Genomic DNA, 18,748 nt, shown 5'->3' on the forward strand with positions numbered 1-18,748 from the left:
AACAAATGGCTGCCAAGCAAGTACTGTTCGGTGACGACGCCCGCGTGCGCATCGTCCGTGGCGTGAATGTCCTCGCCAACGCCGTCAAGACCACCCTGGGCCCCAAGGGTCGCAACGTCGTGCTGGAGCGCTCGTTCGGCGCCCCGACCGTGACCAAGGACGGCGTCTCCGTCGCCAAGGAAATCGAACTGAAGGACAAGTTCGAGAACATCGGCGCCCAGCTGGTCAAGGACGTTGCCTCCAAGACCTCCGACAACGCCGGTGACGGCACCACCACCGCCACCGTGCTGGCCCAGGCCATCGTTCAGGAAGGCCTGAAGTACGTTGCCGCCGGTTTCAACCCGATCGACCTGAAGCGCGGCATCGACAAGGCCGTCGCCGCCGCCGTCGCCGAACTGAAGAAGCAATCCAAGCCGGTCACGACCAGCAAGGAAATCGCCCAGGTCGGCTCGATCTCGGCCAACAGCGATTCCTCGATCGGCCAGATCATCGCTGACGCGATGGACAAGGTCGGCAAGGAAGGCGTCATCACCGTCGAAGACGGCAAGTCGCTGGAAAACGAGCTGGACGTCGTCGAAGGCATGCAATTCGACCGCGGCTACCTGTCGCCCTACTTCATCAACAGCCCGGAAAAGCAAGTCGCCGCGCTGGAAGATCCGTTCGTCCTGATCTTCGACAAGAAGATCAGCAACATCCGTGACCTGCTGCCGGTGCTGGAACAAGTCGCCAAGTCGAGCCGTCCGCTGCTGATCATCGCCGAAGACGTCGAGGGCGAAGCCCTAGCGACCCTGGTGGTCAACAACATCCGTGGCATCCTGAAGACCACCGCCGTCAAGGCGCCTGGCTTCGGCGACCGCCGCAAGGCCATGCTGGAAGACATCGCCATCCTGACGGGCGGCACGGTGATCTCCGAAGAAACCGGCATGTCGCTGGAAAAGGCCACCCTGGCCGAACTGGGTCAAGCCAAGCGCATCGAAGTGGGCAAGGAAAACACCACGATCATCGACGGCGCTGGCGACAGCAAGTCGATCGAAGCGCGCGTCAAGCAGATCCGCATCCAGATCGAAGAAGCCACTTCCGACTACGACCGTGAAAAGCTGCAAGAACGCGTGGCCAAGCTGGCCGGCGGCGTTGCCGTGATTCGCGTTGGCGCTGCCACCGAAGTCGAAATGAAGGAAAAGAAGGCTCGCGTCGAAGACGCCCTGCACGCCACGCGCGCTGCGGTGGAAGAAGGCGTTGTGGCCGGCGGCGGCGTGGCCCTGCTGCGTGCCAAGCAAGCCATCACCGACCTGAAGGGCGACACGCCTGACCAGAACGCCGGCATCAAGCTGATCCTGCGCGCTGTCGAAGAGCCGCTGCGCACCATCGTCACCAACGCCGGCGAAGAAGCCAGCGTCGTGGTCAACACCGTGCTGCAAGGCAAGGGCAACTACGGCTACAACGCCGCGACCGGCGAGTACACCGACCTGGTCGAACAAGGCGTGCTGGATCCCACCAAGGTGACCCGCACCGCCCTGCAGAACGCCGCCTCCGTCGCCAGCCTGCTGCTGACCGCCGAAGCCGCCGTTGTGGAACTGGCCGAAGACAAGCCCGCTGCCCCGGCCATGCCCGGCGGCATGGGCGGCATGGGCGGCATGGACTTCTAAGTCCCGCTTCCCTTGCATGGCCTCCCCGGCTTCGGCCGGGGCACGCAGTACCCCGAAAGACCCCCGGACCTTCGCCCCGGGGGTTTTTCTTTTTACGGACCCGGCCGTCGCGCCAAATCCCGGAACGTTTGCCAACAAGTTCATGGTTTCGCGCCGGCGTATGCGTCCCTACAATGAAGGCTCCCTAGCCCGAGCCCAGATCCATGCGCCTTCCCAACAGCCTGCGTGTCCTGCGTCCGTCGGAGATCGGCGGGTTGCTGATGGATTCCGCCAACCAGTGGTCGACCCACCGCGCCTCCAGCAAGGGCGCGGCGCTGGCGTTGTACATGGTGTTTTCGCTGGCGCCGATGCTGATCCTGGTCATCGCCGTGGCGGGCGCCTTCTTCGGCGAGGACGCGGTGCGCTCGGAGCTGTTCTCGTCGCTGCGCGACCTGACCGGCGAGCGCGGCGCCGAGGTGATCCAGACGGTGCTGGCCAGCGCCCATGAATCCGGCGGCGGCTGGATCGCGGCGCTGATCTCGATCTTCGTGCTTATCTTCAGCGCCACCACGGCCTTCGCCGAACTGAAGGCCAGCCTCGACGACCTGTGGGAAGTGTCCGGCAACCAGAAGGGCGGAATCCACGGCATGGTCCGCAGCCGGGCGCTGTCGTTCGGCCTGGTGCTGGTGCTGGCGTTGTTCCTGTTGATTTCGCTGACCGTGAACGCGGCGCTGGGGGCCGCGCGCAAGTACTACGGCGACCTGTGGGCCGCGTCGGCGGTGGCCACGGTGGCCGACTGGCTTTCCAGCCTGTTTTCGTTTTCGGTGGTGGTGGCGCTGTTCGCGGTGATCTTCAAGCTGCTGCCGAGCGCGCGGATTTCGTGGCGCGACGTGATTCCCGGCGCCATCGTCACGGCGGCGCTGTTCCTGGTGGGCAAGTGGGGGATCGGCGTGTACCTGAGCCGGGGCGCGGCGGTGTCGGCCTACGGCGCGGCCGGGTCGCTGATCGCGCTGCTGCTGTGGATCTATTATTCGGCGCAGATCTTCTTTTTCGGCGCGGTGTTCACGCGGCAGTTCGCGCTGCGCTTCGGGCGCGAGGCCAAGGGCAAGGACGCGACGGCGGCATCCGCCCCGACGTCTGCGGCAGGGCCTCCGCCTTCGGACGCGCCCTGAGACCGCATCCGGCCATTTCACGGCCTCACGGCCTGCCTTGCGCCGGCAAGCCTGGAAGCGGCGGCGCCCGGTAGCCCACTACGCCGCGGGCGACTCCAACCCCGCCATCAGGCGCAGGCATCGCAGGAACACCGGCCGCAGTTCCTCCGGAATCGGCGCCAGCACCTGGGCCTCCACCTCGGCATCACGCGGCAACACCCGCGCCAGCAACGCCATGCCCTCGTCGGAGATCTCCAGCGCGTAGGCGCGGCCATCCTCGGCCGAGCGCGTGCGCCGCACATAGCCCTTGGCGGTCATGCGGGCGATCATCTCGGCGAAGGAATTGCGGTCCAGCGCGATCAGTTCGGCGATGCGGTTCTGGGTCGCGCCCGGGTTCTGGTAGACCGTGATCAGCAGGGCCTTCTGGCGTGGCGTCAGGTCCTCGTCGGGAAAGGCCTGCGCGAACAGCGCCTCGGCGCGGAAGTGGGCGCGGCGCAGCAGGTGCGAGGCCACCTGGGTCAGGTCGAATTCCCGCAAGGCGCGGGGCGGGGCCGGACGAGAGGTCGAACGGGAAACGGTCATGGGGCTTTCCATGGAAAGGGCCTGGCGATTGTAGGCCGCAGCGGTCAGTACGCGGCGGGTCCGGCACGGCGGCTGGCCGGCTCCGGGCAGCCCCTGGCGCCGACGCCGCCATCCTGGGCAAAACCCTGCATTGACTTCGCTCCAGGCGCTGCCTAATATCGCCACAATAGTACGTATACGTATTTTATCGCCGACCCCAGGCGAGATCCTTCCCGGAATCCCGATCATGACGATCCGCCAGCTGCGCAACTATATCGACGGCCGCTTCGAAGACGGCGCGTCCACCTTCGACAAACACAGCCCGGTGGATCACGCGCTGATCGCGCAGGCCCATGAAGCCAGCCGCGAGCAGGTCGACCGCGCCGTCGCCGCCGCGCACCGCGCCCTGCCGGCGTGGGCCGCGCTGCCGGTGGGCCAGCGCACCGACCACCTGCTGGCGCTGGCCGACGGCATCGACCGCCGTTTCGACGATTTCCTGCAGGCCGAGATCGGCGACACCGGCAAGCCGGTCTCCTGGGCCAGCCAGATCGACATTCCGCGCGGCGCCGCCAATTTCCGAACCTTCGCCGAGCTGGCGCGCACGCTGGACATGGAAAGCTACATGACCGACACGCCCGACGGCCGCCAGGCGCTGAACTACGCCTACCGCAAGCCGCTGGGCGTGGTCGGGGTGATATCGCCGTGGAACCTGCCGCTGCTGCTGCTGACCTGGAAGGTGGCGCCGGCGCTGGCGTTCGGCAACACCGTCATCATGAAGCCGTCGGAAGTCACACCCTCCACCGCCACGCTGCTGGCCGAGGTCGCGCACGAGGCCGGGCTGCCGCCCGGCGTGCTGAACCTGACGCATGGCTTCGGACCGGGCTCGGCGGGCGAATTCATCACCACGCATCCGGACATCGACGGCATCACCTTCACCGGCGAATCGGCCACCGGCGCGGCCATCATGCGCGCCGTGGCGCCGGGCGTGAAGCCGGTGTCGTTCGAGCTGGGCGGCAAGAACGCGGCGCTGGTGTTCGCCGACGCCGACTTCGAGGCGGCGGTCGACGGCACCGCGCGCTCGGTGTTCGCCAACTGCGGCCAGGTCTGCCTGTGCACCGAACGCGTGTACGTGCAGCGTCCGATCTACGAACGCTTCGTCGCCGCGCTGGCCGAGCGCGCGCGGGCGTTGCGCATCGGCTGGCCCAATGACGCGGACACCGGCATGGGGCCGCTGGTGTCGCGCGAGCACCGCGACAAGGTGCTGTCGTACTTTGCGCTGGCGCGCGAGGAAGGCGCCACCGTGGTCACCGGCGGCGGCGTGCCGGTGTTCGGCGATGCGCGCGACGCCGGCGCCTACGTGCAGCCGACCATCTGGACCGGCCTGCCCGAGCGCGCGCGCTGCATCAAGGAAGAAGTGTTCGGCCCGGTCTGCCACGTGGCGCCGTTCGACACCGAGGAGGAGGCCATCCGCCTGGCCAACGACACCCGCTACGGCCTGGCCGCCGCCGTCTGGACCCAGGACCTGACCCGCGGCCACCGCGTCGCGCAGGCCATGAAGGTCGGCCTGGCGTGGGTCAATTGCTGGTTCCTGCGCGACCTGCGCACGCCGTTCGGCGGCAGCGGCCTGTCCGGCATCGGCCGCGAGGGCGGCCGCCATTCGCTGCATTTCTATACCGAGCCCACCAACGTCTGCATCAAGCTGTGAGCCACAGCGCTTTCAAGGACTCCGCCATGACCTCATCTTCCACCCGCGCCACCGTCGTCGCCGGCAAGGCCACGCCGCGCGGCAAGTATCCCCACATCAAGCGCGCCGGCGACTTCCTGTTCGTCTCCGGCACCAGCTCGCGCCTGCCCGACAACCGCATCGCCGGCGCCGAGGTCGACGCCATGGGCACCACCACGCTCGACATCCGCGTGCAGACGCGCGCGGTGATCGAGAACATCCGCGACATCCTGGCCAGCGCCGGCGCCAGCCTGGCGGACGTGGTCGAGATCAGTACTTTCCTGGTCAACATGAACGACTTCGGTGGCTACAATCAGGTCTACGGCGAGTTCTTCGACGCCGATGGACCGGCACGCACCACCGTGGCGGTGCATCAGTTGCCGCACCCGCAATTGCTGATTGAGATCAAGGCGGTGGCCTACAGGCCGCAGGCGCGCTGAGCGGCGCGCGCGGCCATGGCGTCCGACCGCCTTGCGGCTTTTCCTTCGGAACAGGATCGCCGCCCCGGCCGCCGCGCCGGGACGGCCGCGCGCATGTCGAACTTCCGCATCACGCCCAACGCGCTCAGCCACAAACTGAAGCTGCACCAGCTGCAGATCTTCGAACGCGTGCTGACGCGCCGCTCGCTGTCGCGCGCCGCCAGCGAGATGCACCTGACCCAGCCCACCGTCACCAAGGCCATCCACGACCTGGAAGCATTCTTCGGCGCGACGCTGTTCGAGCGCTCCAACCGCGGCGTCACGCCGACCGAGCTGGCGCTGGTGCTGGGCCGCCGCGTGCACGCCATGATGGCCGAGATCCGCTACATGGCCGACGACATCGACGCGGTGCTGGGCGGCGCCAGCGGCCACGTGGTGGTGGGCACACTGATCGCGGCCTCGGCCAAGCTGCTGCCCGAGGCCATCGCGCGGCTGATGACCGAGCACCCCGGCATCCAGGTCACGGTGCGCGAGGGGCCGTCGGCGCAGTTGCTGCCGGCGCTGGCCACCGGCGACGTCGACATCGTGGTGGGCCGCCTGCCGGGCGCCGACATGGCGTCGATCTCGGGCGTCGCCGTCGACCACCACAAGCTCTACCGCGAGGATCTGTGCCTGGTGGCCGGCGCGCGCCATCCGCTGGCGGGCGCGGCGCGCGTGACGCTGGCCGAGCTGGCCGACCACATCTGGATCCTGCCCGCGCCCACCTCGCCGCTGCGCGCCTCGATCGAGCGCAGCTTCTTCGACGCCGGCGTGCGGCTGCCCACGCGCCACGTCGAATCGCTGTCGCTGCTGACCAATATCGGCATCCTGATGCACAGCGACGCGCTGGCGCTGATGCCGTATGACGCCGCAGCCCAGTTCCTGGCCATGGGCGTGCTGACACGCCTGCCCACCGACGCCTTCGGCGCGTTTGGCGACGTCGGCTATTCGATCCGCGCCGACCGGCCGTTGACGCCCGCCTGCCTGCGCCTGGTCGACTACCTGAAGCAGATCGCCGCGCAGCGCCCCGCCAGCGCCTGAGCGCCGGCCACCGCATCCGGGATATCCCGTTCAGGGAAACCCCGCGATAGATACCCCGCATATCCAACCGCGCAATTTCTATTGTGCCGCGGCCCCTTCCCCCGCCTAGACTTGCCTTCAGCGAAGTCCGCAAGCGCCTCCCGGAGACCGTCATGCCCGCCTATGGCCCGCCCCTGAATTTCCAGCGTTGGATCCAGGACCATGCCCACCTGCTGCAACCGCCGGTGGGCAACCAGCAGATCTGGCAGGACGCCGATTTCATCGTCACCGTGGTCGGCGGCCCCAACCTGCGCACCGACTACCACGACGATCCGCTGGAAGAGTTCTTCTACCAGGTACGCGGCAACGCCTGGCTGTCGCTGTGGATCGACGGGAAGCCCGAACGGGTCGACCTGAAGGAAGGCGACATCTTCCTGTTGCCGCCGCACGTGCGCCATTCGCCGCAGCGCCCCGAGACCGGCAGCGCCTGTCTGGTGATCGAGCGCCAGCGCCCACAGGGGCTGCTGGACGGCTTCGAATGGTATTGCCCGCATTGCGGCCACCTGGTGCACCGCGTCGAGGTGCAGCTCAAAAGCATCGTGACCGACCTGCCGCCGCTGTTCCAGGCCTTCTATGCCAGCGAGGAAAAGCGCACCTGCCCCGGCTGCGGCGCGCTCCACCCCGGCAAGGCGCAAGCCTCCGCCGCGCAGCCGTCGCCCGCCTGACGCCCTCCCCAACCCGCCGCAACTTTCTTTCCATGACCTTGAAAATCGATATGCACGCGCACTTCTTCCCGCCCATCACGCGGCAGGAAGCAGCGGCGCTGGACCCGGTGGACGCGCCCTGGCTGCGGCGCGACGGCGATGGCTCGACCGGCCAGATCATGGCCGGCGACCGCCCCTTCCGCCCGGTCGATGCCACGTTGTGGGACCCGGCCCTGCGCGTCGAACAGATGGACCGCCACGGCGTCGACCTGCAGATCCTGTGCGCCACGCCGGTGATGTTCGGCTACAGCTATCCCGCGCGGGCCGCGGCCGACTGGGCCGCGCGCATGAACGACCTGGCGCTGGAGCACTGCGCCTTCGCGCCCGACCGCCTCAAGGCCTTGGCGCAGGTGCCGCTGCAGGACCTGGAGCTAGCCTGCCGCGAGGCCTCGCGGGCCCGCGCCGCCGGTCACCTGGGCGTGCAGATCGGCAACCACGTCGGCCCGCGCGACCTGGACGACGACACGCTGGTGCGGTTCCTGGTGCATTGCGCCGACGAAGGCATCCCGGTGCTGGTGCACCCTTGGGACATGATGACCGACGGCCGCATGAAGCGCTGGATGCTGCCGTGGCTGGTCGCCATGCCCGCCGAAACCCAGCTGGGCATCCTGTCGCTGATCCTGTCGGGCGCGTTCGAGCGCATTCCGCGCAGCCTGAAATTGTGCTTCGCCCACGGCGGCGGCAGCTTCGCCTTCCTGCTGGGACGCGTGGACAACGCCTGGCGCCACCGCGACATCGTGCGCCAGGACTGTCCGCAACTGCCCTCGTCGTACACCGACCGCTTCTACGTCGACAGCGCCGTGTTCGATCCGCGCTCGCTGCGGCTGTTGATCGACGTGATGGGCGAGGACCGCGTGCTGCTGGGCTCCGATTATCCGTACCCGCTGGGCGAACAGGAGGTCGGCCGGCTGGTGTCGAATTCCGACCTGCTGCCCGCGGTGCAGCACAAGATCCTGGCGGCCAACACGCAGACGTTCTTCGGGCTGGATCGCTGAGCCGCCCGCCAACCATGACCGTGACACACGGCAACGCAAGGGGATTCACCATGAAACGCATCCATCTGCTGGCCGCCGCGGCGGCCGTGGCCCTGGCTCCCGGGGCCGCCGCCTGGGCCGACGTCAAGATCGGCCTGCTGACCACGTTGACCGGCCCGGGCTCGGTGCTGGGGCAGGACCAGCTCGACGGCTTCATGCTGGCCGTGGAACAGGGCGGCGGCAAGCTCGGCGGCGTGCCAGTGCAGGTCATCAAGGAAGACGACCAGTTCAAGCCCGAGATCGGCGTGCAGGCCGCGCGCAAGTTGGTGCAGAGCGACAAGGTGCCGATCATCACCGGCATCGTGTATTCGAACGTGATGCTGGCCGTGGCGCGGCCGGTGACGGGCGCCGGCGTGTTCCTGGTGGGCTCGAATGCCGGCCCCACCAACCTGGCCGGCAAGGACTGTTCGCCGTTCTTTTTCTCGACCTCGTGGAACAACACCCAGCGCCACGAAGGCAGCGGCGAGATGGCCAACCAGATGGGCTTCCGGAAGGTCTACCTGCTGGCGCCCAACTACCAGGCCGGCAAGGACGCCATGGCCGGCTTCAAGCGCTTCTTCAAGGGCGAGGTGGTCAACGAGGTCTTCACCCAGGTCAACCAGCCCGACTACTCGGTCGAGCTGGCGGCGCTGGCCGACGCCAGGCCCGATGCCGCCTATGTGTTCTTTCCCGGCGGCATGGGCGTGAACTTCATCAAGCAATACCGCCAGGCCGGCCTGTTCGACAAGATCCCGCTGCTGTCGGTCGACACCATCGACGGCGCCACCCTGCCCGCGCTGCAGAAGGACGCGCTCGGCGCGGTCACCAACGTGCCGTACTCGCCCGACCTGGACAACGCCGCCAACAAGGCCTTCGCCGCCGCCTTCCGCCAGAAGTACGGCCGCGAGCCGTCCAGCTATGCAGCCCAGTCGTGGGACGCGGCGCAACTGATCGGCTCGGCGCTCAAGCGCACCGGCGGCAAGACCGACGACAAGGAAGCCTTGCGCAAGGCGCTGGAGGCGGCCGACTTCGCATCGGTGCGCGGCGAGTTCCGCTACCAACCCAACCACTTCCCGGCGGCCGGCTTCTTCCGCGCCGACGTGGCGGCGGGCGCGGACGGCAAGGTCGGCTTCGTCAACAAGGGCCCGATCTTCGCCGACCTGTCCAAGGTCTCGGACCAGTACGCCGCCCAGTGCGCCATGAAATGACGCCGGCCTGCCGGGCAAGAACGAGGTAAGGCGCCATGTCCGCGACATTGCTGCTGGTGCAGGCCCTGAACGGCCTGCAACTGGGTATCCTGCTTTTCCTGCTGGCCGCCGGCCTGACGCTGGTGTTCGGCATCATGAACTTCATCAACCTGGCGCACGGCTCGCTGTACATGATGGGCGCGTTCATCGCGGCCACCGTGTTCCGCCACAGCGGCTCGTTCCTGCTGGCGGCCGCCGCCGTGGTGGCGGGCATGGCGCTGCTAGGCCTGCTGCTGGACCGCATCGCGCTGGCGCGGCTGTATCCGCGCGAGCACCTGGACCAGGTGCTCGCCACCTTCGGTTTCATCCTGTTCTTCAACGAGCTGACCCGCATCATCTGGGGCCCTGCGCCCATCAGCATGGGCCTGCCGTCGTGGCTGTCGGGCACCATCGACCTGCTGGGCGTCACCTACCCGCTATACCGCTTTCTCATCATCGTGGCGGGGCTGGCGGTGGCGGCGGGCTGCTACGTGCTGATCCACCGCACGCGGCTGGGCATGCTGATCCGCGCCGGCTCCACCGACCGCATGATGGTGGGCGCGCTGGGCGTGAACATCGCGCGCCTGAACACGCTGCTGTTCGTGCTGGGCGCGGTGCTGGCCGGCGTGGCCGGGTTGATGGCAGGGCCGATCCTGTCGGCGCAGACCGGCATGGGCGAACCGATCCTGATCCTGACGCTGGTGGTCATCGTTATCGGCGGCATCGGCTCGGTGCGCGGCGCCTTCCTGGCGGCGCTGATGGTGGGGCTGGTGGACACGCTGGGCCGGGCGCTGCTGCCCGCCCTGCTGCGCGCCGCGCTGCCGCCGGCCGCCGCCAACGCGGCCGGGCCGGCGATCGCCTCGATGCTGATCTACATCGTCATGGCGCTGGTGCTGGCGCTGCGGCCGCAGGGCCTGTTTCCCGTGCGGCACGGCTAGCGCCCAAGGAGGCCAACACATGCTTCGACTCTCTCCCCGCGCGTTCGCCGCCGGCGCGCTGTTGCTGCTCCTGGCGCTGGTGCCGCTGTATGCGCAATGGCAGGGTGAACCCTTCCTGCTGGCGCTGTTCGGCCGCGTGCTGGTGTACGGCATCGCCGCGCTGGCGCTGAACCTGCTGCTGGGCTACGGCGGCATGGTCAGCTTCGGCCACGCGCTGTACCTGGGCCTGGGGGCCTATGCGGTCGGCGTGCTGAACCACTACGGCATCGAAAACGGCTGGCTGCACCTGCTGGCCGCGCTGGGCGCCTGCGCGGCGGTCGGCCTGGTGAGCGGCTACGTGGTGATGCGCACGTCCGGCATCGCCTTCATCATGATCACGCTGGCGTTCGCGCAGATGTTCTATTTCCTGGCCACCGGGCTGGAAGGTTTCGGCGGCGACGACGGCATGTCGCTGTTCGCCGGCAGCGACTTCGGTCTGTTCCGGCTGGATACGCCGCTGGCGCTGTACTACACCGCGTTCGGCGTGCTGCTGCTGGCGCTGGCCGCGCTGCGCCGCCTGGTGCAGGCGCCGTTCGGCATGGTCCTGCGCGGCTGCCAGGCCAACGAGCGGCGCATGCGCGCGCTGGGGTTCGCGACGCTGCGCTATCGCCTGGCGGCCTACGTGCTGTCGGCGATGGTGTGCGGCGTGGCCGGCGTGCTGCTGGCCAACCTGACGCTGTACGTATCGCCTTCGTACCTGGCCTGGACCACGTCCGGCGAACTGATCGTGATGGTGGCGCTGGGCGGCCTGGGCACGGTGGTCGGCCCGCTCGCCGGGGCGCTGGCCTTCCTGCTGCTGGAGGAAGGGCTGAAGCTGCTGACCGACCATTGGATGCTGGTGATGGGCCTGCTGATCGTGGGTGTGGTGCTGGTGTCGCGCCGCGGCCTGTATGGCGGCCTGTCGGACAAGCCGTTGCGCCTGGGCGCCGCGCGCGCCCTGCCCCATCCCACCGGAGAACCGCGATGAGCGCGCTGCGCGTCGAACACCTGGTCAAGCGCTACGGCGGCCTGACCGTCACCGACGACCTGTCGCTGGACGTCCGGCCGGGCGAGCTGCATGCCGTGATCGGCCCCAACGGCGCCGGCAAGACCACGCTGATCGGCCAGTTGAGCGGCGAGCTGCGGCCCGACGGCGGCCGCGTGCTGCTCGACGGCGAGGACGTGACGCGCCTGCCGGTCGAGCGGCGCGTGCGCCGCGGGCTGGCGCGCTCGTACCAGATCACCTCGGTGTTCAAGCCGTTCACCGCGCTGGAGAACGTGGCCATGGCGGTGCAGGCGCGGCGCGGCCACAGCTTCCGCTTCTGGCGGCCGGTGCTGTCGACCCCGGCGCTGCGCGAGCCGGCGCGCGAGGCGCTCGCGCAGGCCGGGCTCGACGGCCGCGCCGACACACCCGCCGCCGCCCTGGCGCATGGCGAATTGCGGCAACTGGAGCTGGCCATGGTGCTGGCCTGCCAGCCCACCCTGCTGCTGCTGGACGAACCCATGGCCGGCATGAGCCAGCACGAATCCGAGGCCATGACTCGCCTGCTGCAACGGCTGCGCGGGCACTACACCATCCTGCTGGTGGAACACGACATGCAGGCGGTGTTCGCGCTGTCCGACCGCATCACGGTGCTGGTGTACGGCCGCGCGCTGGCCTGCGGCGATGCCGACCAGATCCGCAACGATCCGCAGGTGCGCGAATGCTATCTGGGCAGCGAACGCGGCCACGCCGGCCGCCGCGCGCAGGGAGCGCCGGCATGAGCGCGCTGCTGTCGCTGCGCGGCGTGACCGCGCATTACGGCGCCAGCCAGGCGCTGTTCGGCATCGACCTGGATATCGCCGCGGGCGAGTTCGTGACGCTGCTGGGCCGCAACGGCATGGGCAAGTCGACCACGGTCAAGGCCATCATGGGCCTGAACCGCGCCAGCCGGGGCGCCATCACGTTCGGCGGGCGCGACGTCGCCGCCCTGCCGGCCTACAAGGTGGCGCAATGCGGCATCGGCCTGGTGCCCGAGGGCCGGCACGTGTTTCCCAACCTGTCGGTGCGCGAAAACCTGGTGGCCACCGCGCACAATCGCCAGGGGCTGGCGCAGCCCTGGACGCTGGAACGCGTCTACGCGCTGTTCCCGCGGCTGGCCGAACGCGCGCGCCACCTGGGCAGCCATCTGTCGGGCGGCGAGCAGCAGATGCTGGCCATCGGTCGCGCGCTGCTGACCAACCCGCGCCTGCTGATCCTGGACGAAGCCACGGAAGGCCTGGCGCCGGTGGTGCGCGAGGAAATCTGGCAGGCGCTGGAAAGCCTCAAGCGCACCGGGCTGGCGGTGCTGTGCATCGACAAGAACCTGGAGCCGCTGCTGGCCACGGCCGATCGCCACGCCATCATCGAGAAAGGCCGGGTGGCCTGGAGCGGCACGTCCCAGGCCTTCATCGACGACGAAGCGCGCCTGCTGCAATACCTGGGCGTGTAGCGCGGCGGCCGGGGCCGTCGCGCCGCCGGCTCACATGCCGACGCCGGCCGCTTCCCGCGAGCGTGGCGCGGCCTCGGCGCCAGCGCCCGCGGCCATCTCCGCCGCTGGCGCGGCATCGGCCGGACCAGAAGGCGCGGGGTCGCGCGCCACCGCTTCCAGCGCATGCAGCGCCCCGTGTTCGCGCAGGATTTCCAGCTGCGCGGCCAGCGCGTTGACGAACACGGGCTTGTCGCCCAGGTCGCCGAACACCGGCCGATAGCCCGCCAGCACCAGGGCGCGGCGATACGCGGCCTGCTTGGGCGCAGCCGCCCGCGCCGCCACATCGGCGCGCGCCAGCAGCCTGGACAACGGCGCGGCCAGCGGATCTTCGATGGGATAGCGCGCGCCGTGCTCGTCTTCGCCGCGCAGGTAGTGCAGCCAGGCCGCCACGGCGAGCGCCAGCCTGCGGATGTCGTCACCGCCGCGCAGGCGGTCGCGGATCGTGGCCAGCAGGCGGGGCGGCAGCTTCTGCGATCCGTCCATCGCCACCTGCCGGGTCGGATGCGGCAGCGCCGCGTTGTCGACCCGCGCCAGGAATCGCTGGCGATAGCCTTCCAGGCCCGCATCCGGGATGCCCTTGAGCGTCGGCGCGATCTCGTGGCGCATCAGGTCGTCGACGAAGCCGCGCAGCGCCGGCACCGCCGCGGCCTCGCGCATCGTGGCCGCGCCCAGCAACGTGCCCAGGTAGGCCAGCACCGAGTGCGGGCCGTTGACCATACGCAGCTTCAGGCGCTCGTAGGGCGCGGCGTTGGCCACGAAGGTCGCGCCCACCGCTTCCCAGGCCGGACGCCCGGCCGCGAATTTATCCTCGACCACCCAGTTCATGTAGGGCTCGCCGATCACCGGCCAGGCGTCCTCCGCGCCCAGCCGCTGCGCGATGCGCGCGCGGTCGTCGTCACGCGTGGCCGGCACGATGCGGTCCACCATGGAATTGGGAAAGGTGCAGTGCGTGTCGATCCAGCTGGTCAGGGCCACGTCCAGCCGCAGCGCGAAGGCCAGCACCAGGCTGCGCAAGGTGTCGCCGTTGGCCTGCAGGTTGTCGCAGGACAGCAGCGTCACGGGAGGCAGGCCGCGCTCGCGGCGCAGCGCCAGGCCGTGCACCAGCAGGCCGATGGCGCTGCGCGGACGGATCGGATTGTCCAGATCGTGCAGAATGTCGGGATCGTCCCAGCGCAGGTGGCCGGTGGCCGGGTCGTGGCAATAGCCCTTCTCGGTGATGGTCAGGCTGACGATGCGCGTCTGCGGATAGGCGATGCGTTCGAGCACCGCGTGGGGGTCTTCCTCGGCGACCATCACGCGCTGCACCGCGCCGACCACGCGCAGTTGCTCGCGCGCCGCGCCATCCGGGCCGCTGTCGCGCAGCGCCAGAGTGTAGAGGCCGTCCTGCGGCGCCAGCGCGTCGCGCGTGGCGGGGCTGCGCAGCGACACGCCGAGAATGCCCCAGGTCAGGTCCTGGCTGGCGGCCATGGCCAGGTCCGTGGCGAGCGCCTGGTGCGCGCGGTGAAAGGCGCCCAGCCCCAGATGCACGATGCCCGGCGTCAATCGGCTGCGGTCATAGGCGGGTTTCTCCACGTCCGCGGGCAGGCGTGGCAAGGACTCCGTATTCAAGCGTTCGAGCATGGATCGCAATGTCTCAGGGCGCCGTCATGCATCCACCCCGGGACAGGCGGAAAAGGCGCGTTGGTAGGGAATTGCACACGGCGGGCGGGCTCGAAGCCGACGCCGCGATGCCGCGCGCCGCCAGGGTATCGCATGGTCGTGACGAAGGCAAAAAGTAACGTAGTATTACCAGCAAAAACCCGCGGATCCTTGACCCGCCTCATGCCGAATCACGCCGGCAACCCATATCTGTTAAAAAGCCGCCACACCCGGCCTTATTACGCTTCCCATGTCGACCAATCCGCACCACTCGCCCTACAAAAGCACCGGCGGCCTGCGCCGCATCCTGAATGCGCTGCGCTACTCGCTGCAGGGCCTGCAGGCCGCCATCAAGTACGAGGCCGCCTTCCGCCAGGAACTGGCGCTGGCCGTGCTGCTGATCCCGGCCGCGTTCTTTTTGGGACGCACCACCGTCGAGGTGTTCTTCCTGATCGGCACCGTGGTGCTGGTGCTGGCGGTGGAACTGCTGAATTCGGCGGTCGAAGCGCTGGCCGACGCCTTGTCTGTCGACACCCATCCCCTGCTGGGACGGGCCAAGGACCTGGGCAGCGCGGCCGTCATGCTGCTGTTGCTGTTCACCGTGGCCGTCTGGGTGGGCGTGGCGGTGAGCCGGTTCGTGATGCACTGAATTCCGGCGCCGGCTTGCCCGCCCCGGGGTCCGCGCCTCTATACTGGGAGCCATGATGCCCAACTCGACGCCAGCCCCTTCGGAACGCATCGTCATCGTCGGCGGGGGTGCCGGCGGCCTCGAACTGGCGGCCAAGCTCGGCCGCATCCACGGCCGCCAGCACATCACCCTGGTCGACAGCCGGCCGTTCCACATCTGGAAGCCGTCGCTGCACGAAGCGGCGGCCGGCACACTGGACATCCACCAGGAAGGCCTGTCCTACCTGATGCTGGCGCACCTGAACGGCTTTTCCTTCGCCCAGGGCCGGTTGGTCGGCGTCGACCGCGAACGCCGGCTGATCAGCGTCGACGCCGTGGCCGACGCGCAAGGCCAGGAAGTGCTGCCGCGCCGCGAACTGGCCTACGACACGCTGGTGCTGGCGCTGGGCAGCACCTCCAATTTCTTCAATACCCCGGGCGCGGCCGAACACGCCGTCACGCTGGACACCACCGAGAACGCCGAGCAGTTCCGCCTGACCATGCTCAAGGCCATGGCGCTGGTCGACCAGGCCAAGGTGCGCGATCCGTCGGCGCGGCTGGACCTGGTGATCGTCGGCGGCGGCGCCACCGGCGTCGAGCTGGCGGTCGAACTGACCGAAGCCAGCCACGTCGTCAGCGCCTACGGCCTGCCGAATTTCCGCGCCGAGCGCGACCTGGCGATCACGCTGGTCGAGGGTGCGCCGCGCATCCTGTCGGCGCTGCCCGAAAAGATCTCCGCCGCCGCCACCGCGCGGCTCACCGAACTCGGCATCCGCGTCGAAACCGCGTGCCGGGTCTCGGAAGTCACCGCCGATTCCGTCAAGACCGCCGACGGCCGCGAATTCCCGGCGCGGCTGTGCATGTGGGCGGCCGGCATCAAGGGCCCGGCCCTGCTGGCCGAACTGGACCTGCCGCTGAACAAGCTGGGCCAGGTCGAGGTCAATGAACGGCTCGAAACCGCCGACCCGCACATCCTGGCGCTGGGCGACTGCTGCGCCGCGCCCTGGCGCGACGGCCGCACCGTGCCGGCGCGCGCCCAGGCCGCGCACCAGCAGGCCGACTACCTGTGCAAGAAGCTCACCGCGCGCCTGCGCCGCGCGGCCGAACCCACCGCTCCCTACGTCTACGAAGACCACGGCTCGCTGGTCTCGCTGGGCCAGGACGCCGGCGTGGGCAGCCTGATGGGCAAGCTGGCCGGACGGGGACTGTTCGTAAGCGGTACACTGGCGCGCCTGATGTACATGAGCCTGCACCTGATGCACCACAAAGCGGTGCTGGGCATCTCACGCACCGCCTCCCTGGCCCTGGCGCGCCTGCTCATGCGGCGCACGCGCCCCCGGGTCAAACTGCACTGAACTCCCCATGAATTTCCTCCAAAGACTCGAACACGCCTGGACCACCAGCAACTCGCTCCTGCAAGTCGGGCTTGATCCCGACCCGCAACGCTTCCCGCGTGAACTGCAGGGCAAGCCGGACGCGATCTTCCAGTTCTGCCGCGACATCGTCGATGCCACCGCGCCCTACGCCTGCAGCTTCAAGCCGCAGATCGCCTACTTCGCCGCGCACCGCGCCGAAGACCAGCTCGAAGCGCTGTGCCAGCACATCCGCGACCAGCACCCCGACCTGCCCATCGTGCTGGACGCCAAGCGCGGCGACATCGGCTCCACCGCTGAAAACTACGCCCGCGAAGCCTACGAGCGCTACCAGGCGCACGCGCTGACGGTCAGCCCGTACATGGGCCTGGACTCGGTCGAGCCCTACCTGGCCTGGCGCGACCGCGGCGTGATCGTGCTGTGCCGCACCTCCAACCCCGGCGGGTCGGACCTGCAGTTCCTCAAGATGGACAACGGCGAGCCCCTGTACCTGCACGTGGCGGGGCTGGTGGCCGACAAGTGGAATGCCAACGGCCAATGCGGCCTGGTGGTGGGCGCGACCTTCCCGAACGAGCTGGCCGCGGTGCGCCAGCGCATCGGCGACGCGGTGCCGCTGCTGGTGCCCGGCATCGGCGCCCAGGGCGGCGACATCACCGCCACCGTCAATGCCGGCGCCAACGCCGCGCGCAGCGGCATGATGATCAACTCGTCGCGCGCCATCATCTACGCCAGCGGCGGCGATGACTGGCGCCAGGCCGCGGGCGAGGCCGCGCGCGGCCTGCGCGACGCGATCAACGCGGTGCGCTGAGCGCCGCTCGCGGGGGCCAGGCGGCTCCCGCGGTATCCCTGGACCGCGCCATGACGCGCGCGGTCTTCCTCAACGCCGGTTGACCGGCGCCCCCAGCAGTTCCAGCACCCCGCGCAGCGCGAATTCAACCGCCTGCTGGCGCACCTGCGCGCGATCGCCGCTGAAGACATGGGTGACGGCGCGGCTGCTGATGCCGTCGCCGACCCGCTGCGCGAAGCCGAAGCACACCATGCCCACCGGCTTGCCCGGCGTGGCGCCGCCCGGGCCGGCGATGCCGGTGGTGGACACCGCCACCTGCGCCGCCGGCGATGCGAGCAGCACACCGTTGGCCATTTCCAGCGCCACCGGCTCGCTGACCGCGCCGAAGTGATGCAGCGCATCCGGCGACACGTCCAGCTCGGCGACCTTGGCGTCGTTGCTGTAGGTGATGAAGCCGCGATCGAACCACTCGCTGGAACCGGCCACCGCCGTCACGGCGCCGGCCAGCAGGCCGCCGGTGCAGGACTCGGCGGTGCCCAGCACCAGGCCCTGGCGCCGCAGCGTGTCGCCCAGCCGCTCGGCCAGTCCATAAGCGGTGGCCTGCGCCAATTGTTCGGCCGACAGATTGGACCGGCCGCCTTCGTGTTGCTGGTTCATCCCAAGACTCCTGTGCGCACGACCAGCGCCATGATCAGCAAGGCGTATCCGGCCGCAACGATATCGTCCCACATTACCCCGAAACCGCCCTTCAGGCGGGCATCGAAGAACTTGATGGGCGGCGGCTTGACGATGTCGAACGTGCGGAACAGCACGAACGCCAGCGCCTGCGACAACCAGCCGGTCGGCGTCAGCCACAGCACCAGCCAGAACGCCACCATCTCGTCCCACACCATTCCGACATGATCGGGTTGCTGGAGTTCGCGGCCGACACGGTCGCAGGCCCAGCAGCCATACAGGAAGGCCAGCGCCAGGAAGATGCCGATGGCCAGGTCGGACGCGGCCGGCGCGGCCGCGACCCAGATCAGCCAGGCCAGCAACGTGCCCCAGGTGCCCGAGGCGGGCCGGATCAGGGCGCTGCCCAGGCCGAAGGCAATCAGCCGGCCCGGATCGCGGCAGACCCAGGACAGCGAGGGATAGACGGCCCGCGAGCGTTCGCGCATGGAGGGAGAGCGAGGAGAGAAGGACGACATGGATGCGGGCCCGTCAATGGCAGGGAAAATGGCAACGGAAATGGCGGTCTTGTCGGGCGCTGCCCGTGGCAGCGATTGTGCCAGGGT

19 protein-coding genes and 1 pseudogene are annotated in these 18,748 nt (G+C 69.1%); 16 read left to right on the forward strand and 4 right to left on the reverse strand.

Annotated elements, in window-relative coordinates:
- Nucleotides 1-5: 5 nt before the first annotated feature.
- Nucleotides 6-1,646, forward strand: coding sequence for a chaperonin GroEL (groL, locus tag AC6CR5_RS16315; protein ID WP_006385976.1), 1,641 nt, complete (start codon nucleotides 6-8; stop codon nucleotides 1,644-1,646).
- Between the two features lie 203 nt (nucleotides 1,647-1,849).
- The gene (locus tag AC6CR5_RS16320; RefSeq protein ID WP_498084727.1) at nucleotides 1,850-2,797 is read left to right on the forward strand and encodes a YihY/virulence factor BrkB family protein; all 948 of its coding nucleotides are present in this window, start codon (nucleotides 1,850-1,852) and stop codon (nucleotides 2,795-2,797) included.
- Between the two features lie 78 nt (nucleotides 2,798-2,875).
- Here the strand turns inward: AC6CR5_RS16320 and AC6CR5_RS16325 are convergent, their stop codons facing one another.
- The gene (locus tag AC6CR5_RS16325) at nucleotides 2,876-3,358 is read right to left on the reverse strand and encodes a MarR family winged helix-turn-helix transcriptional regulator (protein WP_102949848.1); all 483 of its coding nucleotides are present in this window, start codon (nucleotides 3,356-3,358) and stop codon (nucleotides 2,876-2,878) included.
- 226 nt (nucleotides 3,359-3,584) lie between these two features.
- Between AC6CR5_RS16325 and AC6CR5_RS16330 the strand changes: the two genes are divergently transcribed.
- The 11 genes and pseudogenes from AC6CR5_RS16330 to AC6CR5_RS16380 all read left to right on the forward strand — a co-directional run bounded on the left by AC6CR5_RS16330 (nucleotide 3,585) and on the right by AC6CR5_RS16380 (nucleotide 12,968).
- Nucleotides 3,585-5,042, forward strand: coding sequence for a 2-hydroxymuconic semialdehyde dehydrogenase (locus tag AC6CR5_RS16330; RefSeq protein WP_498084728.1), 1,458 nt, complete (start codon nucleotides 3,585-3,587; stop codon nucleotides 5,040-5,042).
- 26 nt (nucleotides 5,043-5,068) lie between these two features.
- Nucleotides 5,069-5,500 carry a RidA family protein gene (locus AC6CR5_RS16335; RefSeq protein WP_060721423.1) on the forward strand — a complete coding sequence of 144 codons (432 nt, stop codon included), beginning with the start codon at nucleotides 5,069-5,071 and terminating at the stop codon, nucleotides 5,498-5,500.
- A 93-nt stretch (nucleotides 5,501-5,593) separates the two neighbouring features.
- Nucleotides 5,594-6,559 (forward strand): LysR substrate-binding domain-containing protein, encoded by a 966-nt coding sequence (locus AC6CR5_RS16340; RefSeq protein WP_223308612.1) that lies wholly within the window; start codon nucleotides 5,594-5,596, stop codon nucleotides 6,557-6,559.
- A gap of 152 nt (nucleotides 6,560-6,711) precedes the next feature.
- Entirely contained in the window at nucleotides 6,712-7,263 is a 552-nt protein-coding gene (locus AC6CR5_RS16345; protein WP_020926369.1) for a 3-hydroxyanthranilate 3,4-dioxygenase, read from the forward strand.
- A 32-nt stretch (nucleotides 7,264-7,295) separates the two neighbouring features.
- Entirely contained in the window at nucleotides 7,296-8,297 is a 1,002-nt protein-coding gene (locus AC6CR5_RS16350; protein WP_024070371.1) for an amidohydrolase family protein, read from the forward strand.
- 50 nt (nucleotides 8,298-8,347) lie between these two features.
- Nucleotides 8,348-9,523 (forward strand): ABC transporter substrate-binding protein, encoded by a 1,176-nt coding sequence (locus tag AC6CR5_RS16355; protein ID WP_054515967.1) that lies wholly within the window; start codon nucleotides 8,348-8,350, stop codon nucleotides 9,521-9,523.
- A gap of 35 nt (nucleotides 9,524-9,558) precedes the next feature.
- On the forward strand, nucleotides 9,559-10,479 hold the full coding sequence (locus AC6CR5_RS16360; RefSeq protein WP_006391326.1) for a branched-chain amino acid ABC transporter permease: 921 nt from the start codon (nucleotides 9,559-9,561) through the stop codon (nucleotides 10,477-10,479).
- A gap of 19 nt (nucleotides 10,480-10,498) precedes the next feature.
- A complete protein-coding gene (locus tag AC6CR5_RS16365; RefSeq protein WP_053498177.1) occupies nucleotides 10,499-11,485 on the forward strand; it encodes a branched-chain amino acid ABC transporter permease in 987 nt (328 codons plus the stop codon).
- Nucleotides 11,486-11,547: 62 nt separating this feature from the next.
- Nucleotides 11,548-11,994 (forward strand): annotated as a pseudogene (locus AC6CR5_RS16370) (ABC transporter ATP-binding protein); the annotation flags it as partial.
- Nucleotides 11,995-12,093: 99 nt separating this feature from the next.
- On the forward strand, nucleotides 12,094-12,261 hold the full coding sequence (locus AC6CR5_RS16375) for an ABC transporter ATP-binding protein C-terminal domain-containing protein (protein ID WP_369817049.1): 168 nt from the start codon (nucleotides 12,094-12,096) through the stop codon (nucleotides 12,259-12,261).
- Complete coding sequence (locus AC6CR5_RS16380) at nucleotides 12,258-12,968, forward strand: ABC transporter ATP-binding protein (protein WP_020926363.1); 711 nt, start codon at nucleotides 12,258-12,260, stop codon at nucleotides 12,966-12,968. The genes AC6CR5_RS16375 and AC6CR5_RS16380 overlap by 4 nt, the downstream gene beginning before the upstream one ends.
- A gap of 30 nt (nucleotides 12,969-12,998) precedes the next feature.
- Here the strand turns inward: AC6CR5_RS16380 and AC6CR5_RS16385 are convergent, their stop codons facing one another.
- Nucleotides 12,999-14,627: a mannitol dehydrogenase family protein gene (locus AC6CR5_RS16385; protein WP_058665737.1), complete on the reverse strand. Its 1,629-nt coding sequence runs from the start codon at nucleotides 14,625-14,627 to the stop codon at nucleotides 12,999-13,001.
- 268 nt (nucleotides 14,628-14,895) lie between these two features.
- On the opposite strand from AC6CR5_RS16385, the gene AC6CR5_RS16390 reads away from it, so the two are divergent.
- The 3 genes from AC6CR5_RS16390 to pyrF are packed head-to-tail and all read left to right on the forward strand — an operon-like array spanning nucleotide 14,896 to nucleotide 17,492.
- Nucleotides 14,896-15,294 carry a diacylglycerol kinase gene (locus tag AC6CR5_RS16390; protein WP_006385962.1) on the forward strand — a complete coding sequence of 133 codons (399 nt, stop codon included), beginning with the start codon at nucleotides 14,896-14,898 and terminating at the stop codon, nucleotides 15,292-15,294.
- 52 nt (nucleotides 15,295-15,346) lie between these two features.
- The gene (locus AC6CR5_RS16395) at nucleotides 15,347-16,666 is read left to right on the forward strand and encodes an NAD(P)/FAD-dependent oxidoreductase (protein ID WP_026384731.1); all 1,320 of its coding nucleotides are present in this window, start codon (nucleotides 15,347-15,349) and stop codon (nucleotides 16,664-16,666) included.
- Nucleotides 16,667-16,673: 7 nt separating this feature from the next.
- Nucleotides 16,674-17,492 carry an orotidine-5'-phosphate decarboxylase gene (gene pyrF, locus AC6CR5_RS16400; RefSeq protein ID WP_006385960.1) on the forward strand — a complete coding sequence of 273 codons (819 nt, stop codon included), beginning with the start codon at nucleotides 16,674-16,676 and terminating at the stop codon, nucleotides 17,490-17,492.
- A 69-nt stretch (nucleotides 17,493-17,561) separates the two neighbouring features.
- On the opposite strand, the gene AC6CR5_RS16405 is transcribed toward pyrF, so the two are convergent.
- A complete protein-coding gene (locus tag AC6CR5_RS16405) occupies nucleotides 17,562-18,128 on the reverse strand; it encodes a CinA family protein (RefSeq protein WP_006385959.1) in 567 nt (188 codons plus the stop codon).
- Nucleotides 18,125-18,631 carry a phosphatidylglycerophosphatase A family protein gene (locus AC6CR5_RS16410; RefSeq protein ID WP_498084729.1) on the reverse strand — a complete coding sequence of 169 codons (507 nt, stop codon included), beginning with the start codon at nucleotides 18,629-18,631 and terminating at the stop codon, nucleotides 18,125-18,127. The genes AC6CR5_RS16405 and AC6CR5_RS16410 overlap by 4 nt, the downstream gene beginning before the upstream one ends.
- Nucleotides 18,632-18,748 lie beyond the last annotated feature (117 nt).

This window comes from Achromobacter sp. EG18, assembly GCF_059759395.1.